At 39.4% G+C, this 5,654-nt stretch carries 7 protein-coding genes; 3 read left to right on the top strand and 4 right to left on the bottom strand.

From position 1 onward, the window contains the following. Nucleotides 1-709: MobA/MobL family protein (locus tag EI162_RS13100; protein WP_192524767.1), on the bottom strand; the 709-nt coding region annotated here is incomplete at its 3' end. Between the two features lie 106 nt (nucleotides 710-815). Here EI162_RS13100 and EI162_RS13095 point away from each other — a divergent pair. Beyond that, the gene (locus EI162_RS13095) at nucleotides 816-1,811 is read left to right on the top strand and encodes a transposase (protein ID WP_192524766.1); all 996 of its coding nucleotides are present in this window, start codon (nucleotides 816-818) and stop codon (nucleotides 1,809-1,811) included. 38 nt (nucleotides 1,812-1,849) lie between these two features. Here the strand turns inward: EI162_RS13095 and EI162_RS13090 are convergent, their stop codons facing one another. Further along, a complete protein-coding gene (locus EI162_RS13090; protein ID WP_192524765.1) occupies nucleotides 1,850-2,326 on the bottom strand; it encodes a hypothetical protein in 477 nt (158 codons plus the stop codon). 98 nt (nucleotides 2,327-2,424) lie between these two features. Further along, nucleotides 2,425-3,512, bottom strand: a protein-coding gene (locus EI162_RS13085; RefSeq protein ID WP_192524764.1) for an IS3 family transposase whose coding sequence is annotated in 2 segments (ribosomal slippage) — nucleotides 2,425-3,260 and nucleotides 3,260-3,512 — 1,089 coding nt in all. Because the reading frame shifts where the segments join, the coding sequence is not laid out codon by codon here. 147 nt (nucleotides 3,513-3,659) lie between these two features. Between EI162_RS13085 and EI162_RS14960 the strand changes: the two genes are divergently transcribed. Further along, complete coding sequence (locus EI162_RS14960) at nucleotides 3,660-3,911, top strand: phospholipase D-like domain-containing protein (RefSeq protein WP_225737000.1); 252 nt, start codon at nucleotides 3,660-3,662, stop codon at nucleotides 3,909-3,911. Between the two features lie 4 nt (nucleotides 3,912-3,915). Next, nucleotides 3,916-4,173, top strand: coding sequence for a hypothetical protein (locus tag EI162_RS13075; protein ID WP_192524762.1), 258 nt, complete (start codon nucleotides 3,916-3,918; stop codon nucleotides 4,171-4,173). A gap of 13 nt (nucleotides 4,174-4,186) precedes the next feature. On the opposite strand, the gene EI162_RS13070 is transcribed toward EI162_RS13075, so the two are convergent. Further along, nucleotides 4,187-4,954: a reverse transcriptase family protein gene (locus EI162_RS13070; RefSeq protein WP_192524761.1), complete on the bottom strand. Its 768-nt coding sequence runs from the start codon at nucleotides 4,952-4,954 to the stop codon at nucleotides 4,187-4,189. Between the last annotated feature and the right edge of the window lie 700 nt (nucleotides 4,955-5,654).

Below are 5,654 nucleotides of genomic sequence, written 5' to 3'. Positions count from 1 at the left end.
TTAAAGCAGACGTCCAGTTACGGATTGGCATCGACCACTTTTTAGAGGCCTGCTGAGGTTCATGTGGCTCTGAGGGCTTCTGTGTGCGTTCTGCTATATCTCTAGGTGCGGTGCTTGTGACTGTTTGATCCGTAAGTCGGACTTCGCTGTTATGTCCTTGCCCCAATTCGTTGCTCTCGCTGCTACCAACTGGCGGTAATTCTCGTCCTCGCTCATTTGTATGGCGTTCAGTGCTGATCTGTCTATCCAATCTTGCACTAACTGGCTCGATTCTTTCTTGTTCTTGCTCATTATCAACACTCCTAATGGGTTCAGGTTCAGCCGTTGGTATTCCTAGATCATCAAAGGCTTGGTATAGCTTAGGCTGTTTTTCAGCAATGTCTCTTTTGACTTCGGGTAGCCTACGTTTGATAAACTGTAGCTTGTTATGAAGCTCGGCTGCTTGTTTAAGCTGTTTTCTTAAAATGTCGTTAATTTTCTCATTACTATTGGTTTCGAGAACTTTATTATATTTGGCTACTTCACGATTGATGTCGCCACGGTCTGTTTTGATGCCTTTACGCTCTAATGCACTAGCAGCCACACCCATTTTAATGGTTGGCTCACGCTCTAAACCTTGATCTTTCAGACTTCTATGGTCAATCTCTATCCCATACTCACGCAAATGCTCATTAGCAGTCTTCGCCCATTGTTCACGCCAATAGACCACCTCACCGCTCTTTCTCTCGTCTAGCTCACGAGTTTTCTTAGTTAGGACTTACGCAAAACCAGAGATATATTGCCAACCTAAAGCATAGCGTAGTACCATAATAGTCATGAAGAAGCCTAAAGTAACCCGACTAGATTATTGCCAGTATCTCATGGTGAGCCAAATAAACTACACCATCACCAACTATGCTGATCATCATCCTGAGAACATCAGTCATGACCGTATCAACCGTTATATTAAAGGTGACAAGCTCAAACCTCGTCTAGTATGGGAACAAGTTAAACAAGACATTGTCGCCGATGCTGAGGGTTACTTGCTCTTTGATGATACGGTATTAGACAAAGATCACAGTCATAAGATAGAACTGGTCAACCGCCAATATAGTGGCAATGCTAAACGATTAATTAAAGGCATTGGTCTTGTAAACTGCATCTACGTTAACCCGCATACCCAGCAGTATTGGGTTATTGACTACCGTATTTACGACAAAGCCATCGATGGTAAAACCAAGCTTGATCATTTAGAAGATATGTTACGACACACGATCGAGTACAAGCAATTGGTATTTAAAACGGTGCTTATGGACAGCTGGTATGCCACTAAAGATATCATGCTGACCATTGATGGTTTAGGTAAAATCTTTTACTGTCCGCTTAAGAGCAACCGTTTGGTTGATGATTCTAAGGGGCAACGCGCTTATACCTCAGTCAGTGCTTTACAATGGACTGAGGCCGAACAAGATAATGGCAAATTAATTAAGATCAATAAATTTCCTAAAGACTATAAAGTGCAACTGTTTCGGGTTGTGGTGAGTGCTCACCGCACGGATTGGGTCGTAACCAACGACACCACTCAAACAAATCGTGATGACGTACAACAGGTGTGCGCCATACGCTGGAAGATTGAGCAGTTTCATCGTGAGATTAAGCAATTAACAGGTATAGAGTCTAATCAGTGTCGAAAAGCACGTATTCAGCGCAATCATATTTGCTGTTCTATATTAGTTTGGATAAGTTTGACCCGTATTGCTAGGCAGACAAAGAAAACGGTATATCAGTTAAAACATGGCTTGCTGAGCCCATCCCAGATTCTGTGTAACTGACGTTTAGATTAAATACTTACACAAAATTTAGGAAGGTCTCAATCCTTCTTTAAAGTTTCCTCAAAATCCCAACATGGGGATGATTTACTAAATTCTATAGTTACAAAAGTAGAGTCTCTATTCTCCCCAAGTGCTAACCCATACTTATCTTTACAGAATAAATATCGCCCTTTCTCCTGATAATCTTTTTTATACTGTATCCAACCATCGGCTTTGATTTTACTTATATTATCGTCAGTTATACCATCACTATCTTCAAACATTATTCCGTAACGTAACGAACTACTACCCCTGCTCGTTCGACCTTCAGATATTGAGTTACTCTTAAAAATCTCCTTTAAAGAGGGTGCAAGCTTTTCTCGAGCAATAATTTCACTTTTTTTGACGTTTTCAAGATAATTTTCAGGTGTTTCTAATTTTTCTTTGAACATCATAGCCATAATGAAAACAAATACTCCAGAGAAAAATATGTTAAATGTGCGTTGACTAAAAAAACCTTTATTATTTTCTTTCATGCCTTTCTCTCGTTAGCGGTAAGGCTTTTTAATATATAGCCGACGGTTCGATGCTCTATAGGTAACCCTCCCAAACTTAAGACACCTAATAAATAGAATTAAGCTGCCTGATTGAGTTTCTGTATCGGTGTAAAACCGCCATTGCCCATGTTTGGGCGCTTATGATTATAATGGTATAACCAGTTTTCTGCTTGTGCGCGTACCTGCTCTAGATTATCAAACAGCTCCTGATTTAACCAATCATATCTCATGGTTCTGTTAAAGCGCTCTACATACGCATTTTGCTGTGGATTGCCAGGTTCAATATAGCTTAAGATGATACCTTGCTGCTCAGCCCAGTCTTTGAGCGCATTACTGATGTATTCAGGGCCGTTATCGCATCTTATCTGCACAGGTTTGCCTCGGTACTCAATAAGCTGATTAAGACTGCGTATGACCCTTTGCGCCGGTAGCGAGAAGTCGACTTCAACGGTGAGTGCCTCACGGTTGTAATCATCAATGACATTGAACAGTCTAAAGCCGCGGCCATCAGTTAAGCTGTCGTGCATAAAGTCCATGCTCCAGCTTTGGTTAATCCTATCAGGTACTGCTAATGGTATTGGTTTAGCACGTTTAATGCGACGCTTAGGTTTGATTCTAAGGTTGAGTTCAAGCTCGCAGTAGATGCGATATACCCGCTTATGGTTGTACTGCAGTCCTAGCACATTACGCAAGGTTAAAAAGCACAAGCCAAAGCCCCAGTTCTTGTTCTCATCGGTCAGTTTGATAAGTAAGTCCGCTATTTGCTGGTTCTCATCTGTTGCCACCGACTTGTGATAATAACAGGTGACGCTGATGTTAAAGATACGGCAAGCACGGCGTATGCTAATGCTACGATCTTCAATATAGTGACAAGCCATCTGCCGGCGCCTTTGGGGCGCTACCACTTTTTTGTCATGGCATCCTGTAGAATATCGGACTTAAGACATTCGTCAGCATACATCTTCTTAAGACGTGCATTTTCAACTTCAAGTTCTTTTAAGCGCGCAATTAAAGAGGCATCCATGCCGCCATACTTTGAGCGCCAGTTGTAAAAGGTACTTTGGCTGATGTTATGCTCGCGGCACAGCTCAGTGATAGGAACGCCTTGTTCGGCTTGTTTTAGGATGTTGACGATTTGGTTGTCGCTAAAGCGTGTCTTTTTCATAGGATTCTCCTGCTGGTGTATTTTAGCAGTTAATCTCTATTTGTAAGTGTTCTTATTTATTGGGGGGATTACCATGAAATCTTTGATATTGAGCCTGTTAGATGTTTTGGTTATTTGACAGATAAGTACAGACATTGCTCACCTAAAATGCATAACAAATTTTTGATTTTCGCTAAGTTCGATACAGACTCTAAGAAAATCAAAGCTACAAAGGTCTGGAGTGGTTCAGCTAATTTAACAGAGATGTCGATGCATTCTTTAGAAAATGCTATTTTAATAGAAGATGAAGTTATAGCTGCGCAGTATCTAAAAGAATATGAGTATATTTACTATCTATCTGAAAGCTTGAACTGGGACTCTACTTGGACCTCTCCTTTCAGAGCAAAAAACTCAGGGTGAATTTATGAATAAAAGACCAAAGATTATTGAAGAAAAACCTATGGATAAATCTATAGATAAACCTGAAAAGCCACTCAGGACTATTCATAATATTGAAGCACTTAGGAAGAAGATTGGTTGCACATCTTATGATGAGCTAAAAATACTTGGGTATGATGTTGATGGTTATTTTTCTAGAAAGGAAGAAGAGCGCAAAGAAGCTATGTATAGTAATACTATACCAATAGGCTACGATAGTGATGGATGTTACTGGGGAACTTAAAATAAGTGGGTTTTTATTTAGTATTGCTTTTAAGATTAGGTGGATTTGGTAACTTACAGCTTGCCCACTCAGCCAACCCATTCGCTTGCAAATCATTGCCTTGATGTCGGGCTGCTCTTAATCTTTTAAGAGTTTTTCGTGTTGGATGAACATTGAAATAAGAGACTCCAACACCTGTAATTATTGCTCTACCATTGTCTTTATCTTGGAACTTAATCTTTTTATTGTTGATTTTGAATCCGTAGTAGTGGCAAATCTTTATTACTTCACTAATGATAAAGTTTTGAATGTCTTTATCATTGAAACTGAAGGTAAGGTCATCTGCATATCTACTATAAACAACGTCGCTATGACACGATTGCATACTGTCGATAAGCATGCTGTCGAACTCAATCATTGCTATATTTGCGGCATAGGGACTTGTAGGAAATCCCTGAGGAAGCCTATCTTCAATGAAAATGAAATACGAGATCTCTTCTGGTAGATATTTTTGTAAATGCTTAGTTTTTATGTTGTCAAAAAAATCTTTTATATCCAAACTTAATACATAGCGATTTTTAAGGTGCTGAGCCGCATTAGTGACACAGTTCTTGCCTGAAAAAAAAGCATGATCACAATCGTATTTACGATTCTTATCGTAAATGACTTCTAAGGGCTTTAATAAAGTTTTTAGGTGTTTTTTATATACTTCATCAGGGATGAAAATATTACGAAACTTGCCATTATTTTTAGATAGCTTTACTCTTTTGTAAGTATAAATATCTTCAGTTTCTTTAGACAATATATACTCCGAAACCTTTCTTTAGTTATATAAAAAGCCCAGTCAAAAGTTACGTAATCCCCAGGGCTCCCTAGGGAGCCAGAACTTATAGTCTTTTGCGGGGGTGTACATGCACAATCCAGTTTAAAGCGGACGAAACGTCTACGCCAAGATCATGCCATAGCTAACTATGATAGGGCTTGATAGATGCTAGAGCATTTTATAGTTTAAGTAAAGAGACAAGTCTGTCGGGTTAGTTAGAGTAGATATCAAAAATTTAGATTCCAAGATACTGCGTAAATTCTACTACGGTAAAACCGTCAAATAATGGTCTTGTTTGAGCTAATGAACCAATTAAAATAGACTATATTTTCGGAACTACTAGTAATAGGCTGCTAGCCTTAATACTCTAAACAACTCCTAATTGGACGCTTACTAAACCGTGATGCGTCCTTTTTTAGTAGATTAAGCACTTCAAAAGATGCGTCCTTTTTTAGTAGATTAAGCACTTCAAAACTATATTCCTGGCATGTCTATTTTTTAAGCCCAGCCCTTTAAGCCCTCTACAAGAGTCCTCGAAGAGCGTAGTTTCGATAAATAACATAATCAGCCTAAAGCTATAGGTTCAAGTCCTCACTAGGGAACCATTGTTGCTCCCATAACGGGCGTTATGACAAATAATATGGGAAAGGTATGGAGCAGCGCCAGGCTTCTGAAACTA

This window comes from Psychrobacter sp. FME6 (genome assembly GCF_014861365.1).
Classification (GTDB): Bacteria; Pseudomonadota; Gammaproteobacteria; order Pseudomonadales; family Moraxellaceae; genus Psychrobacter.
The sequence above is the reverse complement of the archived record's forward strand: the minus strand, read 5'-3'. Positions and strand labels throughout refer to the sequence as shown.

Excerpts from the sequence above, each read along its gene's own strand:
- EI162_RS13095 (WP_192524766.1), top strand. The coding sequence starts at position 816 with ATGAAGAAGCCTAAAGTAACCCGACTAGATTATTGCCAGTATCTCATG.
- EI162_RS13090 (WP_192524765.1), bottom strand. The coding sequence starts at position 2,326 with ATGAAAGAAAATAATAAAGGTTTTTTTAGTCAACGCACATTTAACATA.
- EI162_RS14960 (WP_225737000.1), top strand. The coding sequence starts at position 3,660 with ATGCATAACAAATTTTTGATTTTCGCTAAGTTCGATACAGACTCTAAG.
- EI162_RS13075 (WP_192524762.1), top strand. The coding sequence starts at position 3,916 with ATGAATAAAAGACCAAAGATTATTGAAGAAAAACCTATGGATAAATCT.